General features: G+C 63.7%; 18 protein-coding genes and 1 pseudogene. 11 read left to right on the top strand and 8 right to left on the bottom strand.

Going from position 1 to position 15,600, the window contains the following annotated elements:
- Positions 1-57: 57 nt before the first annotated feature.
- Positions 58-1,158 (top strand): RDD family protein, encoded by a 1,101-nt coding sequence (locus HGB41_RS02575; protein ID WP_171080782.1) that lies wholly within the window; start codon positions 58-60, stop codon positions 1,156-1,158.
- A gap of 67 nt (positions 1,159-1,225) precedes the next feature.
- Here HGB41_RS02575 and HGB41_RS02570 read toward each other — a convergent pair whose 3' ends face one another.
- Complete coding sequence (locus tag HGB41_RS02570) at positions 1,226-2,206, bottom strand: serine hydrolase (RefSeq protein WP_171080780.1); 981 nt, start codon at positions 2,204-2,206, stop codon at positions 1,226-1,228.
- 280 nt (positions 2,207-2,486) lie between these two features.
- Entirely contained in the window at positions 2,487-3,494 is a 1,008-nt protein-coding gene (locus tag HGB41_RS02565; RefSeq protein WP_171080778.1) for a sulfate ABC transporter substrate-binding protein, read from the bottom strand.
- Positions 3,495-3,725: 231 nt separating this feature from the next.
- Here HGB41_RS02565 and HGB41_RS02560 point away from each other — a divergent pair, with 231 nt between their 5' ends.
- The 4 genes from HGB41_RS02560 to HGB41_RS02545 all read left to right on the top strand — a co-directional run bounded on the left by HGB41_RS02560 (position 3,726) and on the right by HGB41_RS02545 (position 5,846).
- Entirely contained in the window at positions 3,726-4,265 is a 540-nt protein-coding gene (locus HGB41_RS02560; protein ID WP_171080776.1) for a GNAT family N-acetyltransferase, read from the top strand.
- Positions 4,266-4,355: 90 nt separating this feature from the next.
- A complete protein-coding gene (locus HGB41_RS02555) occupies positions 4,356-4,979 on the top strand; it encodes a YcbK family protein (RefSeq protein WP_171080774.1) in 624 nt (207 codons plus the stop codon).
- Between the two features lie 112 nt (positions 4,980-5,091).
- The gene (locus HGB41_RS02550) at positions 5,092-5,382 is read left to right on the top strand and encodes a DUF378 domain-containing protein (protein WP_171080772.1); all 291 of its coding nucleotides are present in this window, start codon (positions 5,092-5,094) and stop codon (positions 5,380-5,382) included.
- Between the two features lie 2 nt (positions 5,383-5,384).
- Positions 5,385-5,846: a metallophosphoesterase family protein gene (locus HGB41_RS02545; protein ID WP_171080770.1), complete on the top strand. Its 462-nt coding sequence runs from the start codon at positions 5,385-5,387 to the stop codon at positions 5,844-5,846.
- 247 nt (positions 5,847-6,093) lie between these two features.
- On the opposite strand, the gene HGB41_RS24010 is transcribed toward HGB41_RS02545, so the two are convergent.
- The 3 genes and pseudogenes from HGB41_RS24010 to HGB41_RS23340 all read right to left on the bottom strand — a co-directional run bounded on the left by HGB41_RS24010 (position 6,094) and on the right by HGB41_RS23340 (position 7,881).
- Positions 6,094-6,336: a hypothetical protein gene (locus HGB41_RS24010; RefSeq protein ID WP_503827416.1), complete on the bottom strand. Its 243-nt coding sequence runs from the start codon at positions 6,334-6,336 to the stop codon at positions 6,094-6,096.
- A 75-nt stretch (positions 6,337-6,411) separates the two neighbouring features.
- A pseudogene (locus HGB41_RS24005) lies at positions 6,412-6,726 on the bottom strand (glycoside hydrolase family 16 protein); the annotation flags it as partial.
- Between the two features lie 15 nt (positions 6,727-6,741).
- Positions 6,742-7,881 carry a glycoside hydrolase family 16 protein gene (locus tag HGB41_RS23340; RefSeq protein ID WP_371868426.1) on the bottom strand — a complete coding sequence of 380 codons (1,140 nt, stop codon included), beginning with the start codon at positions 7,879-7,881 and terminating at the stop codon, positions 6,742-6,744.
- Positions 7,882-8,190: 309 nt separating this feature from the next.
- Between HGB41_RS23340 and HGB41_RS02535 the strand changes: the two genes are divergently transcribed.
- The 4 genes from HGB41_RS02535 to HGB41_RS02520 all read left to right on the top strand — a co-directional run bounded on the left by HGB41_RS02535 (position 8,191) and on the right by HGB41_RS02520 (position 10,704).
- The gene (locus tag HGB41_RS02535) at positions 8,191-8,577 is read left to right on the top strand and encodes a DUF1622 domain-containing protein (RefSeq protein WP_171080768.1); all 387 of its coding nucleotides are present in this window, start codon (positions 8,191-8,193) and stop codon (positions 8,575-8,577) included.
- A 136-nt stretch (positions 8,578-8,713) separates the two neighbouring features.
- Positions 8,714-9,124 (top strand): hypothetical protein, encoded by a 411-nt coding sequence (locus tag HGB41_RS02530; RefSeq protein WP_171080766.1) that lies wholly within the window; start codon positions 8,714-8,716, stop codon positions 9,122-9,124.
- Between the two features lie 85 nt (positions 9,125-9,209).
- A complete protein-coding gene (locus tag HGB41_RS02525; RefSeq protein WP_171080764.1) occupies positions 9,210-10,016 on the top strand; it encodes a transporter substrate-binding domain-containing protein in 807 nt (268 codons plus the stop codon).
- 64 nt (positions 10,017-10,080) lie between these two features.
- Positions 10,081-10,704 (top strand): amino acid ABC transporter permease, encoded by a 624-nt coding sequence (locus tag HGB41_RS02520; protein ID WP_229422767.1) that lies wholly within the window; start codon positions 10,081-10,083, stop codon positions 10,702-10,704.
- A 98-nt stretch (positions 10,705-10,802) separates the two neighbouring features.
- On the opposite strand, the gene HGB41_RS02515 is transcribed toward HGB41_RS02520, so the two are convergent.
- From HGB41_RS02515 to HGB41_RS02505, 3 genes are all read right to left on the bottom strand, one after another.
- A complete protein-coding gene (locus tag HGB41_RS02515; RefSeq protein ID WP_171080760.1) occupies positions 10,803-11,303 on the bottom strand; it encodes a hypothetical protein in 501 nt (166 codons plus the stop codon).
- Positions 11,304-11,426: 123 nt separating this feature from the next.
- Complete coding sequence (locus tag HGB41_RS02510) at positions 11,427-12,383, bottom strand: alpha/beta hydrolase (protein ID WP_171080758.1); 957 nt, start codon at positions 12,381-12,383, stop codon at positions 11,427-11,429.
- 8 nt (positions 12,384-12,391) lie between these two features.
- Positions 12,392-14,068: an electron transfer flavoprotein-ubiquinone oxidoreductase gene (locus tag HGB41_RS02505; protein ID WP_171080756.1), complete on the bottom strand. Its 1,677-nt coding sequence runs from the start codon at positions 14,066-14,068 to the stop codon at positions 12,392-12,394.
- Between the two features lie 180 nt (positions 14,069-14,248).
- On the opposite strand from HGB41_RS02505, the gene HGB41_RS02500 reads away from it, so the two are divergent.
- Both HGB41_RS02500 and HGB41_RS02495 read left to right on the top strand, forming a co-directional pair.
- A complete protein-coding gene (locus HGB41_RS02500) occupies positions 14,249-15,025 on the top strand; it encodes an SDR family oxidoreductase (protein ID WP_171080754.1) in 777 nt (258 codons plus the stop codon).
- A 21-nt stretch (positions 15,026-15,046) separates the two neighbouring features.
- Complete coding sequence (locus HGB41_RS02495; protein WP_171080751.1) at positions 15,047-15,469, top strand: acyl-CoA thioesterase; 423 nt, start codon at positions 15,047-15,049, stop codon at positions 15,467-15,469.
- The last annotated feature ends 131 nt before the right edge of the window (positions 15,470-15,600 follow it).

Raw genomic sequence — 15,600 nt, 5'->3', positions numbered from 1 at the left:
GGGTTGGCGCAAGAATCGCAGCCCACCTCGCGGCCCACGTCGATCAGGAGCACACGCATGCAGCCAATCGATCAGCAGACCGAGTGTCGTTTCACCTACGCCACCCGGCGCGCCTATCCCGCGGCCCGGTACGTGGACACCATCGAGGACCCGCGCGACGATCCGCTTGCCGGCGCCTGGCCGCGCTGGTTCGCCAGGACCTTCGACGTCTGGTGGGAAACCGGGCTGGTGGCGCTGGTCGTCGGCATCATCCTCTGCCGCACCTCGCCCGTGTTCCTGCGCTGGCTGGAGACGCCATTCGGCTGGAAGGTGTTCGGCCTGGTCTGTATCCCGGCTGGGCTGCTGCTGGACGCCGCCGTGCAGGCGCTGGCAGGCAACACCCCGGGCAAGGCCATGCTTGGATTGCGGGTGATGCAGGCCGACGGCCGCCGCCTGAGCTTCGGAGAACATATCGGGCGCAACCTCTGCGTGTGGTTCAGCGGCATGGGATTCTGCCTGCCGGTAGTCGGCCTGTTCGCCATGGCATGGCAGGGCCTGCGGCTGCGCAAGGGAGCGCCGGCCAGCTATGACGGCCGCTATTACGCGGTGCGCGCCAGCCCGGTCGGGTGGGCCAGGAAGACCGTGTTCGGCCTGCTGTTTGCCACCCTGTTCGTGGTGGTGGTGGCGCTCGATGCGGTGGACCGCCAGGACAGCCGCGAAATGGCGAACATCCTGGCGGCGCCGCGCTATGGCTGGATCAACCAGGAGACAGGACGCATCGTGAACATTGCCCCGCAATGGAGATACGAAGCCCAGGTCGATGACGACGGCATGGTGCAGTACCTGTTCACGCACCATAGCGGCCGCGCGGTGGTGATGCTCGCATCCGAAGACAACGGCGACGCGGCGCTGCGCAAATACACGCGCGGGCTCAGGGACCGGCTGAACGACCGCTATGTGCTGGAGGGAGGCTATGTCGACGACTTCCGGGGCAGGCCGTCCTGGGCCGGCGCGGGGGAGGGCAGGGATGGCGCCGTGCAGGTGCAGCTGCGCGTGGTCCAGGTGCGCGGCAAGGCCTGGCGCCTGATGGTGATGCAATCGCCGCCGGCGGCCTACACGGAAGACCTGGTGCAGGAGCTGGCCGAAGAGCTCTGGTATACCGTCGCGCCGCCCTTGTAGCTTGCTCTGCGGCGCCAATGACAAAGGGACCTTGCGGTCCCTTTCTCGTAACACGTACTGCAGCTTATTACTTGCGGCGTTTCGGCACGACCTTCACTTTGCTGCGCACGACGCGCTTCTTGACGATCTTGATCTTGCCGGCGCCGGCGGTCGCCTTGATGCGGGCACGGCTGGCCGTTGCCTTGATGCGGGCGCGGCTCGAACCCGCCTTCATGCGCGGTTCGCGGTTCGAGGCTTTCGCCACCAGGGCGCGGCCGACCGGCTCGCCGGTGATGAAACGGCGCACGTTCAGCGCGTCGAGGATGCGGGCCGAGGAGGCGCCTGCGTTGAGCAGCACCATGGTGGCATTCTTGCCATTGGCCTTGATGTTCATGATCAGGCAGCGGCCGGCTTCCTGGATATAGCCGGTCTTGGACAGGCCGATGTCCCAGCCCTTGGCGCCGACCAGGCGGTTGGTGTTGCGGTATTCGACCTCGCGGCCGTTGATATTGATGAGATCCTTCGACTGGGTGCTCATGTTGGTGATCTCGGGATAGCGCGACGAGGCGGCAGCCATCTTGATCAGGTCGCCGGCGGTCGAGCGGTTGCGCGGCGACAGGCCGGTCGGTTCCTCGATCACGGTCTGGCTCATGCCCAGCGTGGCGATCTTGTGGCGCACGGCGGCCTTGAAGCCGGCGGCGCCGCCCGGATAGGTGCGGGCCAGCGCGGCGGCGGCGCGGTTGTCCGAGGACATCAGGGCCAGCTGCATCACGTCGCGGCGCGAGATCAGCGAGCCGACCGGTACCCGCGAGCTGCTGTGCTTGACCACGTCGACGTCGCTGCGGTCGATCTCGATCAGCTCGTCCATGTCGAGGCGGGCGTCGAGCACGACCATGGCGGTCATCAGTTTGGTGAGCGATGCGATCGGCATGACGGCGCCGGCGTTCTTTTCCAGCAAGATCTTGCCGGTGTCATCTTCTACGACGAGTACCGACTGGGAGCCGAAGGGCACGGCGAAAGCCGCAGCCGAAAACGACATCAATACGGTAACAAACAATTTTTTGAGCATTGTCGGGTCTGGAGTTAGCGTGCGTTGAGCGGGGAGGCGCGGCATTGGTGCGTATGCGCGCACTCAACTTTCTAGCTGTAGGGCAACTACAGAAGATTGGACGATAGCATCAAGCCTTAGTGCATGTCTATGGCACACAAGAAAAATTGAGCTTGCAGACAAGAATTTTCGCCTCGAACAACAATTCGCATGGCATAGCGGCCACACAAATTGGCAGATAGATCGTATTTAGCCGCTTTTAACGACAAAGCCCTGCGCAAGGCAGGGCTTGTGGGATTGCTTATTTCGACTGGTAGATCTTGTCGAACTCGCCGCCATCGTCGAAGTGGCGCTTCTGGGCATTGCGCCAACCGCCGAACAATTCATCCACCGTGAACAGCGCGATCGGCTTGTAGTTGGCGGCATATTTCTTCATGACCGCATCCGAACGGACGCGCATGAAGTGCTTGGCGCCGATCTCCTGGCCTTGGGCCGAGTACAGGAAGTTCAGGTAGGCGGTGGCTTCCTTGCGCTGGTTGCGGCGCTCCACCACCTTGTCGACCACGGCGACCGGGGATTCTGCCAGGATCGATACGGTCGGGTAGACCACTTCGAAGTTGTCGCCAAACTCCGCGCGCACCATGCTGACTTCGTTCTCGAAGGTCACCAGCACGTCGCCGATCTGGCGCTGGGTGAAGGTGGTGGTCGCGGCACGGCCGCCGGCGTCGAGAATCGGCACATTCTTGAAGATGCGGCCGACCAGGTCGCGCGCCTGGGCGTCGTTGCCGCCCTTTTTCAGTGCCGAGCCCCAGGCCGCCAGGTAGGTGTAGCGGCCGTTGCCGGCAGTCTTCGGGTTCGGGATGATGACCTGCACACCGGGGCGGGCCAGGTCTTCCCAGTTGCGGATGTTCTTCGGGTTACCCTTGCGCACCAGGTAGATCATGGTCGAGTAATACGGCGCCGCATTGTTCGGGAACTTCTTGGCCCAATCTTTCGCCACCAGGCCGCGGTCGGCCAGCATGTCGATGTCGTTGGCCTGGTTCATGGTCACCACCGACGCTTCCAGGCCGTCGGCCACGGCGCGCGCCTGCTTGCTCGAGCCGCCGTGCGACTGCTTGATGGTTACTGTGTTACCGGTCTGTTTCTTGTACCCGGCGATGAAGGCCGGGTTGATGTCCTTGTACAGCTCGCGTGCGACGTCGTAGGAGACGTTCAGCAGCTCGGTCTCGGCGGCGCTGGCCGACAGCGGCAGCGCGGCGCCCAGCGACAGGGCAAGGATCAGGCGGCGAAGCGGGGAGGTCAGTTGCATTGTTGTTCTCGCTTTTAGGCTAGTGGTGACAGGATGCATCATGCGTGTCTTCGCTCGAATACGGAACAATAGATTTGTCATATGCTTAGTACGGGCGCGGCTATATGCATGCGCCAGCATGGTTTTAAACTTTCGGTGTATAGTCGTGCCCTGCTGAGCGCTGCCGACGCGGGTTTGCATCGGCGGGGGCGTTGATTGTTTTTCCATGTATCTATAGTGATGTGATGTTTGATGTCCACGCGTATTGACATTCGCCAGGCGGTACCAGGAGAGGCTGCCGCCGCCTGCTCGCTGCTGCGCCGTTCCATCGAAATCGGCTGCAGGGCCGATCACCAGGACCAGCCGGCCGTGCTGGAAGCCTGGCTCGGCAACAAGACCAGCGCGAACGTCGCCAGCTGGTTCGCTTCCCCCACCAATCATGCCCTGGTCGCCGAAAGTGGCGGCCTCTTGGTAGGCCTGTGCCTGCTGACCCAGGCCGGCAAGATCGCCCTGTGTTATGTCTCCCCGGAAGCACTGCGTAGCGGCGTCGGCCGTGCCTTGCTCGCGGCCGCCGAAGTACAGGCCCGTGCCTGGAGCATCAAGAAACTCCACCTGCACAGCCCGGGCGGCGCCAGCGCTTTCTTCGAGCGCAATGGTTACGTGAATGCCGGCAAGGACAAATCCTGCTTCGGGCTCGAATGCGACCTGCTGTGGAAGCAGCTCGACGCCGCCTGCGATACCAGCGGCGCCGCCGCGGCAGCCAGCAAGCGTTTTTGCAACTGCAACAGCTAGTTACAATGCCGCGCAACACTTGTTGCGTGCAGGTCTTCTGTCCCCGTAAAGCTTCAGTTATAGTACGCGTCTTCAACAGATGAGTGCGTCATGGCTTCACGTAGAGATTTCCTCCAACAGGGTGCCCGCCTGTGTGCATTTGGCGCCCTCGGTGCCCCGCTGATAGCGGCAGCCCAAAATACCGACCTCCAGCCACCTCCCGATTTGTTCGACGCCCAGCTGCTCGACCTCGATTTCTGGGTCAAGCCGCGCACGCTGTCGCTGGTGCGCCCGCAAAGCGGCGAACGCACCAAGGTGCTGTACTGGAAAGACGGCGAAGTCATCGATTCCGCCTACCAGGAACTGTGCCACATCCTGCGCGACGTGAATGGCCGCGAATCGGCGCCGATCGATCCCAAGCTGTTCGAAATGCTGTGGGGCACGCAAGCCTTCATCACCCGCTACGGTATGCAGCAGCCGCTCGAGATCCTGTCGGGCTACCGCACCGAAGCGTCGAACAAGCGCCTGATCGAAGAAGGCATCCCGGCCGCGCGCAAATCGCTGCACATGATGGGCAAGGCGGCCGACATCCGCATCGCCAGCCTGAACGAGGAAGTGCTCGGCGGACTGATCCGCAGCTTCCGCCAGGGTGGCGTCGGCTATTACTACCGCTCTGGCCCGCGGGGCGGCTGGATCCATGCAGATACTGGCCTGAACCGCACCTGGAAAGGCTGACCCGGCCATCCGTCAGCGGGTATGCGCGCGCCATCGAACTTGGACTAATATAAGTCCTGGTCAGTGCCGGACATCCTGGCGCCACCATGCACTTTTTTCCACGGAGGCAGTGATGGCAACGATGAATACCCCCACGATGGACCGCAGGACGATGGGCGAACGGCGGACCGCGGAACGCTCCCATCTACGTCCGGCGATGTCGGCGCTCGACTACCTGGCCATGGCCTTGCTGATCATTGGCGGCCTGAACTGGGCGATGGTTGGCCTGTTCGATGTCGACATGGTCGCCACCCTGTTCGGCCCGGGCAGTCCCGCCACCCGGATCGTGTATGTCGTGGTCGGCCTGGCGGCGCTGTACTCGCTCTACACGACTGCCAAGATGGCAGGCAGCAAGCGCCCCTGAGGATGCGGGTCGGCCTGATCTCCGACACGCACGGCTTGCTGCGCCCGCAAGCGCTGGATTTCCTGCAAGGCAGCGACCATATCATCCACGCGGGCGACATTACTGGCCCCGAGATCCTCGCGCCGCTCGCAGCGATCGCGCCGCTCACGTTCGTGCGCGGCAATAACGACCGCGGCGCCTGGGCCGGCACCATTCCCGTCACCGCCGTGCTGCGCATCGGGGCGGTGGCCATCTACGTCATCCACGACCTCAAGGAATTGCCGATCGACCCGGGTGCGGAAGGCATGCGCGTGGTCGTGGCGGGGCATTCGCACATGCCGTCCCAAGCGGAGCGCGGCGGGGTGCTGTATGTGAATCCGGGCAGTGCGGGGCGGCGGCGGTTCAGCTTGCCGGTATCGGTGGGGGAGTTGCTGGTTGAGGGCGATAGAGTGACGGCCCGGCTGGTGACGCTGGATATTTCCTGACGGGCGCTGGCAGCAGGATCGACTCTTATAAGCCGCCGCTTTCTCGTAGCGTGGGCGGGTTTCCCGCCCACGCGTTCAACCAGCGGTAGCACGGACGCGATGCGACGTTTTAACGCTAACTATCACCGCGTGGGCAAGGAACTTGCCCACCCTACGGTTCTTACACATCTACCGCTGGTTGAACGCGTGGGCAAGAAACTTGCCCACCCTACGGTTCTCACACATCGACTGGCACTACCCAGAACCCTTACTTCATCGTATACGTCAGCTGCGCCGTATCCACGGCGAAGTTGCGCGCCGTATCCCAATAAGTAAACGCATACCGCACCACGTCGCCAATCTTCAGGCCGCCGGCGCTGAAGGTGTTGGTGGTCCCGTCGAGCCGCATGCGGAAATTCTGCTGCGCACCGTTGTTGACGGTGTGATGGACGTCGGCCCAGGACCCGGTGCTGGTGCTGAACTGCAGGGTGGTGCTTGACGTCTGGGTCACCCAGGTCGGGCCAGTCGGAGGCGGCGGCGGCGTCGTTGGCGGCGGGGTCGTGGTGCTGCCCGAATCCCAGACGATGTCGTCGATCGCGAACTGGAAGGTGGACGCCGGCAGGCGCGCGGCATCGATCGAGATCATGAAGGTGTCGAGCAGCGACTGCAGCGCCACCTTGGGGCCGGCCAGGGTCGTCACCGGAATGATGCCGGTAGCCCAGTCGCCATTGCGCACCAGGCCGTGGGTGGTGGTGTTGGCCGGGAAATTGACCCAGTTCTGGTTGGTATAGGTGTCGCCGATGCCGATATTGAAGGAGACCTTGGCCGGGATCTTGATGCGGAACTTCATGGTCCCGTTACGAAAATTCGACAGGTCACGCGCCTGGCGTGCCTGGATGCCGCCGCCGAACCACTGTTACGGCGCCGTGTAGTTCCAGGCGACCACGTTGCTGCCCTCAGCCGGCGGGGTATTGCCGGCGCCGGTCGAGGCGGCGTTCCACAGGAAGATATCCGAGCTGGTGCCTGCCACCAGCTTGCTGTTCACCACGGTGTTATCGGTAAACACGCCGAACTTGCCGACTTCCGGCACCGTCTTGTTGCCGAGCTTGACCTGGCCTTTGCCGTCCAGCTGGTAGACGCGCACATAGTCCACGTACATCGTGCCGGGCAGCGGCGCCGTGACCTGGCCCGGAGTCGCCGCATCGGTGAAATTGCCGCCGACGGCGAGGTCCAGCAGCAGGTAGAAGGGCGCCTGCAGGGCCGTGGAATTGACCGGCAGCGGCGCATCGTAGAGGTTGCGTTCGACGCCATTGTCGATCGCGGTGAAGCGCATCTGGCTTTCGTCCCAGTACAGGCGGTAGGTGATGAAGCGGTTGACCATCGGCGTGGACGACACGTACCAGTTCTTGGTCTGCCAGGCGGTGGACGCGGCGCAGCTTTCATTGCCGGGCACGCAGGCCGCCTGCTGGTAAGTGATGACGTTGGCGCCGACGAAGTTGTTGGCCGAAGGCGAGCCGGCGGCGCTGCGGCTGGATGCCTTGTGGCCCATCTCCATGATGTCGATCTCGCCATTGCGCGGCCAGGTCTGCGGGCTCACGCCCAGCATCCAAGCGGCCGGCCACAGGCCGGTGGCGATGTTCGGGGTGCTCATGCGCACTTCGATCATGCCGTACTGGACCTGCACCTTGCCCTTGGTGTCGACCTTGCCCGAGGTGAAAACGTTGATGCCGACGGCCTGGCTGCGGGCCTGGATCGCCAGCGCGCGCGTACCGGACTCGAAGGGCACGTTGGCGATCGACAGGTTGTTGGGGCTGTAATACTGCAGCTCGGCATTGCCGTAGCCGCACAGGTTGATCTGGCAGCCGTTGCCGTCGGTCGCCGTCCAGGCGGTGGTGTTGAGGCTGGCGCCGTTGAATTCCTCGGACCAGATCAGCTGGCCGATGGAGGGATTGGTAACGCTGGCCGAGACCTGCGCTCCGGAGGCGAGCAGCGCTGCGGCAATGAGCGCTTGGAAAGCTTTCCATTTCGAGTCACGATGCTGTTTCTGCTTATTCACTTCGACTCCTCTGGTTAACTCCAAAGAAAAATGGACACGCCAGGACGGCGTTCCATGGTGTGCCAACTTGGATGTTGGTCTCGAATGATCCTGGTGTCGGGATCTATGGGAACGTTTCCATACAGTTTCGAGAAGTTATATTCCGATTTTTTGACGGCGTCAAACGAAATCGCAAGCACCTGGAAAAGCGACACGCGGCCGTCTTTGCAGCGCCTGCCGAAGAGCTGCGCCAGCCATTGCAGACTTCCACTACAGTAGGACTTCGCGCGCGATTGCACGGCCATCGGCGCACAGCTTACGGAGGCGAAGGTGTTCGACCATGCGCAAGAGCAGGTCCAGTCGTATGTCGAGTGGTTGCGCCTGTTCGTCGAGGCGCTGGGCGCGCTGGTGATTGCCGCCGGTGTGCTGGTCGTCGTCGCCGGGCTGGTACGCCACGCCGTGGCGCGCGGTGGCGACAATTTCAGCCCGATCCGGCTTGCCTTCGCCCGCTACCTGACCCTCGCGCTCGAACTCCAGCTTGCCGCCGACATCCTTTCCACCTCCGTCGCGCCGACCTGGGACCGGATCGGCAAACTCGCCGCCATTGCAGTCATCCGGACCGCCCTGAACTACTTCCTCAACAAGGAAATCCAGATGGAGCGTGGGGCGGAGTTGCCGGACCCGGGGCGGCCTAAAAGCACGGGGCCGGAAGTCTGAGCGGTCTTCACCCTGAAGCCCGCGCAGGAGTCCTCCAGTTGCGGGCAATGTGCGTCGAAAAGATGCGCGCCGGAAAGGCTTACCGCCACGGAAAAATCCCGTAAGATACGGCTCGAACCGCATTTAAGCCTACCGCATGACTCTTCCACCCGATACTCCGCCGCCACGCTTCCGCCCCCGTCCCTGGATCCACCTCGAGACACCGCAAGCCGTCGAACTCTGGATCGACGAACACAACAGCGCACTGCAGGAACTGGTCCAGCCGCAGGAAACCGGTGTCGGCATCTGCTTCACGCTGGCCGAAGGCGGCAATGTGACCATGCAGACCACCGGCGACGCCGTGGTCCTCGACGTCGACCAGGAGGCCGAATGGATCGCGCCCCTGATTTCTGCCGCCACCGGCGCCGAGCCGCCGCGCGGCCGGGTCTGGATCCTGCCCGACGACCGCCTGGTGCAGCTGATCCTGGGGCTGTCGACGCTCGTGCTCAGCACCACCCTCGTCGTCGGCCACCCGTTCGGTGCGCGGGGGCGCAGGCTCGGTTACTGAGCACCTGGCCGAACCGCCGGCGCTTCCCGCCCGCGCAGGTTTCGGTTATAAAGTCAGCTCTACTTTCGGATGGAGTAAACACTTGATGGGACAGCATTCCAATATCGTGGCGCGCCGCGTCGTCCTCGGCCTGGCCCTGGCTGCCTCCTTGTCGGCGCTGGTCCCGGCCCACGCTGCCGACCTGCTGGTGGACGCCAAGGCCCGCGGCACGCTGCGCATCGCAATGGAAGGCACCTACCCGCCATTCAACTTCAAGGACCCGAAGACTGGCCAGCTGGCCGGCTACGACGTCGACGTGGCGCGGCTGGTCTCCAGCAAGCTTGGCCTGAAGCCGGAATTCGTCAGCACCGAATGGGCCGCCATCCTCGCCGGCCTGGCCGCCGGCAAATACGATGTGATCGTCAGCCAGGTCGGTATCAACGCCAGGCGCGAGCAGGCTTTCGATTTTTCGCGCCCTTACACCTATTCGAGCCCGCAGCTCATCGTGCGCAAGAACGACCGCGCCACCTATGCCAGCCTGGCCGACCTGAAGGGCAAGAAGCTCGGCGTGGGGCAGGGCAGCGTGTTCGAGCAGCAGGCCAAGGCGGTGCCGGGCATCGAGGTCAAGAGCTATCCGGCGGCGCCGGAAAACCTGCAGGACCTGGCGTTCGGGCGCATCGATGCGGCGCTCAACGACAGCCTGATGGTGGCTTACCTGCTCAAGAATTCGCAGCTGCCGATCAAGGCCGGCGCACGCGTGGGCGCGATCGAGCGCACCGGCATCCCATTCCGCAAGGGGAACCCGCAGTTCAAGGCGGCGGTCGACAGGATCCTGCTCGATGCCGCCAACGACGGCACGCTCAAGGGCCTGTCGGTCAAGTGGTTCGGCATCGACGCCAGCCGGCCGCAGTGATCCCCCCCAGACTGACAGGCCAGGCGTGGACCTGATCGCGCTGCTGGTTGACGCCGCGCCGGTCATGCTGGCCGGCGCCGGCTACACCCTGCTGTTCGCGGTCGCCTCGATGGTCGGCGGGCTGGCGCTGGGCTTCCCGGTGGCGCTGATGCGCATCTCGCCGTGGGCGCTGGTGCGCTTTCCCGCCAGCCTGTACGTCAGCGTGATGCGCGGCACGCCTCTGCTGGTGCAGATCTTCGTCATCTATTATGGGCTGCCCAGCATCGGCATCGAGTTCACGCCGGTGACGGCGGGCGTGCTGGCGCTCTCGCTCAATGCCGGCGCCTACCTGTCCGAAAGCCTGCGCGGTGCGATCCGCGCGGTCAGCGAAGGGCAGTGGCGCGCCAGTTTCAGCCTCGGCCTCGGCTACTGGCAGACGCTGCATCACATCATCATGCCGCAGGCCCTGCGCATCGCGGTGCCGTCGATGAGCAATACCCTGATCAGCCTGATCAAGGATACCTCGCTGGTGTCGGTGATTACGATGACCGAGCTGATGCTGGCGACCAAGGAAGTGATTGCGACCACCTTCCAGCCACTGCCGCTGTATATCGCCGCGGCCTGCATCTACTGGTGCCTGAGCCTGTTCTTCGAAGCGATCCAGCGCCGCGCCGAGCGGCGCCTGAACCGCGCGCACGCGATTCGCTGAATACTGCAGGCCGGACGTAGAAGCGCACCGGGCGGGCCATGGGCCTGCGACGGTGCGCGTTGATGCTTCATTGTGAAGCGGCGCCTTGGCGCCCCGGTTTAACGGTTGCCGCGTTGCTTGTCGGCGCTATTGTCCTGGCTCCAGGCCTGGGAGGCATCCTTTGCGGATTCACCCTGGCGCGAACCCGGGTCGTCCAGTGCCGGCGTGCCGCCGGAAGCATGTTGGCCGCCTGACTGCTGGCTGCCTTGCTGCTGCTTGCCGGACTGCTGGCTACCTTGCTGCGCTTGGCCAGATTGCTGACTGCCTTGCTGCTGCTGGCCGGACTGCTCACTGCCTTGCTGCTTCTTGCTGGACTGCTCACTGCCTTGCTGCTTCTTGCTGGACTGCTGACTGCCTTGCTGCTGCTTACCGGACTGCTGGTTAGCTTGCTGTTGGCCAGATTGCTGGCTGTCTTGCTGCTTTCCTGACTGCATGTTGCCCGACTGCTGTCCCGACTGCATATTGCCCGACTGTTGCTGACCTGCCTGGTTCATGCCCAGGTCGTCGATGTCGTTGTCGTGACGCGGACCTTTAACTCCATGTCCCTTGTTTTCACCCATGCCCAACTCCTTGCTTGTGTGGTCGAGAACTTCATCATAAACCTCTCTCCAGCGGCGACAATCGGAATCCGCGAGGCTTGCCCGTAGGACTCGTCGCACAAACTCAGCAGTAGAATCAAGGGCTTACAGAGACGGCGGGACGATCGCAAGGCCCTGCAGGAAAGCATGCGCCGCGGCGTACGCACCGACGTGCTGCTCCGCCGTGAAGCCGCCATGCCCGCCACCTTTGATGGTATGCAGCAGGTTTTTCACCCCGGCCCCGTCGAGTGCATTCTTCAGGCGCACGCCGTGCGCATACGGCACCAACGGATCGGCATCGCCGTGGATGGTGAACACGGCCGGCCCGCCGGCGCGAACATAGGTCATAGGCGAGACCGCACGCGCGACGGTTTCGCGCCCCGGCATGCTGCCGAACCAGGCCACCGCATACGAACGCTGGTTCGGGCCCTGCAGCATGTCGGCGACGTCGGTGATGCCATACCAGTTGATGACGGCCGCCACCTTCGGCGCCGGGTTCTGGTATGGCCCGCTCCAGGAGGGTTCGTTGGCCGCGCACTGGCGGGTGAGCGGCGAGTCGGACGGAATCATCGCCGTGGCCAGCGCCAGGTGGCCGCCGGCCGAGTCGCCGGTGGTGACCACTTTCGCCAGGTCGAAGTTGTACTTCTTGGCATTGCGGCCGACCCACTGCAGCGCGCACAGCGTGTCTTCCACCGCCGCCGGCGCCAGGGCCACGTTGGCCAGCCGGTAGCTGACGTTCACCACGGTGAACCCCATCTGCAAATAAGGCAGCAGGGCGAACGCAGAACTCTCGCGGCTGCCCGCGACCCAGCCGCCGCCGTGGAAGTGCAGCATCACGGGCAGGGCTTGCTCGCTGCGCTTCATCGGGCGGTAGACGTCGAGCTTGAGCTCCTTGCCGCTCGCCGTCAGGTAGGTCACGTTGGGCTCGATCCAGAAGCCGTGATCGAGCAGGGCGGCGGTGCGCACGCCGGCATCGTCGGGTGCTGCGGCCTGCACCGCCAGCGGGCAGGCCAGCGTGCAGGCCAGCAAGGCCGCCCGCAGCCGAAGGTTCGGGGTCGGCATACCCGCGCTTACATGTTCGGGTAGTTCGGGCCGCCGCCGCCTTCCGGCGTCACCCAGACGATGTTCTGGGTCGGGTCCTTGATGTCGCAGGTCTTGCAGTGCACGCAGTTCTGGGCATTGATCTGCAGGCGGTCCTTGCCGTCGTCGGTCTTCACGAATTCGTACACGCCGGCCGGGCAGTAGCGCTGTTCCGGGCCGGCATACTTGGCCAGGTTGACGTCGACCGGAATGCTCGCGTTCTTCAGCGTCAGGTGCACCGGCTGGTCTTCGCCGTGGTTGGTGTTCGAGATGAACACCGAAGACAGGCGGTCGAAGGTCAGCTTGCCGTCCGGCTTCGGATACACGATCGGCTGGAACTGCGAAGCCGGCTTCAGGGTTTCGTGGTCGGCATGCTTGTGGTGCAGCGTCCATGGCGCCTTGCCGCGGAAGAGCATCTGGTCGATGCCGGTCATGATGGTGCCCAGGTAGAGGCCCTTCGACATCCATGGCTTGAAGTTGCGCGCGACGTGCAGCTCTTCGTGCAGCCACGACTTTTCAAAGGCGGCCGGGTAGGCGGCCAGTTCGTCGTGCTGGCGGCCTTCGCCCAGCGCCGCAAACGCCGCTTCGGCGGCCAGCATGCCGGTCTTGATTGCACCGTGGCTGCCCTTGATGCGGCTGGTGTTCAGGAAGCCGGCATCGCAGCCGATCAGGGCGCCGCCCGGGAATACGGTCTTCGGCAGGGATTGCAAACCGCCGGCAGTGATGGCGCGCGCACCATACGAAATGCGCTTGGCGCCTTCGAAATAGTGGCGGATCGCCGGGTGGGTTTTATAGCGCTGGAATTCTTCGTACGGGGACAGGTAAGGGTTCTCGTAGGCCAGGCCCACCACGAAGCCGACGGCGACCTGGTTGTTTTCCAGGTGGTACAGGAAGGAGCCGCCATAGGTGCTGTTATCCAGCGGCCAGCCGGCGGTGTGGATCACCAGGCCGGGCTTGTGTTTGGACGGGTCGATTTCCCACAGCTCCTTGATGCCGATGCCGTAGGTTTGCGGGTCGCGCCCCTTGTTCAGGTCATACCTGGCCATCAGCTGCTTGCCGAGGTGGCCGCGCGAGCCTTCCGCGAACATCGTGTACTTGGCGTGCAGCTCCATGCCGAGCTGGAAGTCGCCACCCGGCTCGCCATCGCGTTTGACGCCCATGTTGCCGGTGGCGACACCCTTGACCGAGCCGTCCTCGTTGTACAGGATTTCGGCGGCCGGGAAGCCCGGGAACACTTCCACGCCCAACGCTTCGGCCTGGGTGCCGAGCCAGCGCACCACGTTGGCCAGCGAAATCACGTAGTTGCCGTGGTTGGTCAGCATCTTCGGGACCATGAAGCCGGGCGTCGCATACGACTTGGTCTCGGTCAGGAACAGCACCTGGTCTTCGGTCACCGGGGTATGCAGCGGCGCGCCTTTTTCCTTCCAGTCCGGGATCAGCTCATTCAGGGCGATCGGGTCCATGACCGCGCCCGACAGGATGTGGGCGCCAAGCTCGCCGCCTTTTTCCAGCACGCAGACCGAGACTTCCCGCGACTGCTGCGCAGCCAGCTGCTTGAGCCGGATCGCCGCCGACAGGCCCGCAGGGCCGCCCCCGACGATGACCACGTCGTACTCCATTGCTTCGCGCGGTCCGTATTGTTCGAGGATGTTGGTTGTCTCAGTCATGGTGTTTATGGTGTTTGATTAGGCGAAAAAAATTTAAGCACGAGTGTGCGGGTTTTTGTCATTGTTTGCAACTTTGGGCGCCATTTTACGGACATTATTAGATGCAGCAATCTAATACTGATGAATTGTGTAAGATGGTGGTATCGCAAACAGAATGGTTGACGACAAGGGGATCCGCACGTGGGCATCGAAGTCAATTACGAAGGAAAAATCGCCATGGTCACCGGCGCCTCGAGCGGCCTCGGTGCGCGCTTCGCCAAGGCGCTGGCCGGCGCCGGCGCGCAGGTGGTGCTGGCCTCGCGCCGGGTCGAACGGCTCAAGGAGCTGCGCGCCGAGATCGAGGCCGATGGCGGCGCCGCCCACGTGGTGCGGCTCGACGTCACCGACCTGGGGTCGATCAAGGCGGCCATCGCGCACGCCGAAACCGAGGCCGGCCCGATCGACATCCTGGTGAACAACTCCGGGGTGCAGAGCACACAGCGCCTGCTGGACGTCACCGAAGACGACTACAACTACATCATGGACACCAACCTGCGCGGCGCCTTCTTCGTGGCGCAGCAGGCGGCCAAGCGCATGATCCAGCGCGCCAAGGGCGACCCGCGCAAGCAGCACCGCATCGTCAACATCGCCTCGGTGGCGGGCCTGCGCGTGCTGCCGCAAATCGGCGTCTACTGCATGAGCAAGGCCGGCGTGGTGCAGATGACCAAGGCCATGGCGGTCGAATGGGGCAAGTACGGCATCAACGTGAACGCCATCTGCCCCGGCTACATCGCCACCGAAATGAACGAGGATTATTTCGACACCGAGCAGGGACGCAAGCTGATCGACATGCTGCCTCGTAAGCGCCCCGGCAAGCCCGAAGACCTCGATGGCTTGCTCTTGCTGCTGGCCGCCGAAGAAGCCCATTTCATCAACGGCGCCATCATCACCGCCGACGACGGCATGACGGCGCAGTAACTCGTCTCACCGAAGGATGCAATGAGCAGCAAGCAGTTGGTTCATACGATGACGATGCCGATCCGCTGGGGCGACATGGATGCGATGGGCCATGTCAACAACACGGTGTACTTCCGTTATATCGAAACGGCCCGCATCGCCTGGCTGGAGCAGGTCGGGGCACTGCCCGATCCGACCAGCGAAGGGCCGGTCATCGTCAATGCGAACTGCAGCTTCCTCAAGCAGCTGACCTATCCGGGCGAGATTGAAGTCACGACCTGGGTCGGTGCGCCGGGACGCTCGAGCTTCGAGGTGACGCACGAAATCCGTCTTGTCGGGCCTGGCGGCCAGGCCGGCGCGCTGCACGCCGAAGGCGGAGCCAAGGTGGTCTGGGTCGATTTCAAGGCCGGGAAATCGAAGCCGCTGCCGGACCGGCTGCGCGCCTTGCTGCCCCCGCAAGACTAGAGTTTCGCTGCATCGCTGCATCGTAGGGTGGGCGGGTTCCCCGCCCGCGCGTTCAAACCGCCATGCTGCAGCCCGTGCGGCTGTTTATATTCTAACTATCGCCGCGCGGGCGTCCGTAATTCCGGACATTG

It is taken from the genome of Telluria aromaticivorans, assembly GCF_013003915.1.
Classification (GTDB): domain Bacteria; phylum Pseudomonadota; class Gammaproteobacteria; order Burkholderiales; family Burkholderiaceae_D; genus Telluria; species Telluria aromaticivorans.
Note: the sequence above shows the minus strand (reverse complement) of the source record. Positions and strands in the feature narration are given on the sequence as shown.